The organism is Neisseria sp. P0024.S006 (assembly GCF_051956595.1).
In the GTDB taxonomy this organism is placed as follows: Bacteria; Pseudomonadota; Gammaproteobacteria; order Burkholderiales; family Neisseriaceae; genus Neisseria.
This window is the reverse complement of record NZ_JBQCXH010000039.1, coordinates 1-469: the sequence shown is the minus strand read 5'-3', so window position 1 is coordinate 469 and position 469 is coordinate 1. Positions and strand designations below refer to the sequence as shown.

2 pseudogenes are annotated in these 469 nt (G+C 51.0%); both read right to left on the bottom strand.

Annotation, left to right across the window (positions count from 1 at the left end):
• Nucleotides 1-188: pseudogene (locus ACTHUF_RS11155) on the bottom strand (GTP cyclohydrolase II); the annotation flags it as partial.
• A pseudogene (locus ACTHUF_RS11150) lies at nt 181-469 on the bottom strand (hypothetical protein); the annotation flags it as partial. The pseudogenes ACTHUF_RS11155 and ACTHUF_RS11150, both read right to left, overlap by 8 nt.

Below are 469 nucleotides of genomic sequence, written 5' to 3'. Positions count from 1 at the left end.
GAAAATAAAGCATCACCGGTCAAGCACTCAGAATGAATACGCGACAACACCGGCAGGCCGTCTGAAACATCACCCATCGTCAATGCGACATGTTCCTGACCGCTCTCTTCTTCAAAGCCGTGCATGGTAAATTCGCCCCATTCCGTAGGCAAACGGCATGACGCGACAAACTTCAACGCGTTACTCATTTTCCGCTTCCTCGTTTTCAGCTACGCCCAAGAGGTTTTTCAAAGGTTCTGCCAAGGCCAAGGCAAGGGCAATCCAAGCCACCAATACTTCATCGGGCGCGCCGTCTTTGACATCAAACTCGGCATGCACCACACCCAAAACCGCACCGCTGGGCATACAGACAGGAACAGAAATCTGACTCAAACCGGAATGATTGCGTTCGTTCGACAATTCACCAACTTCCTGCCAATACGCCACATTCTGACAAACATTCATCCAGCCGCTTTGAGCTGTACGCACA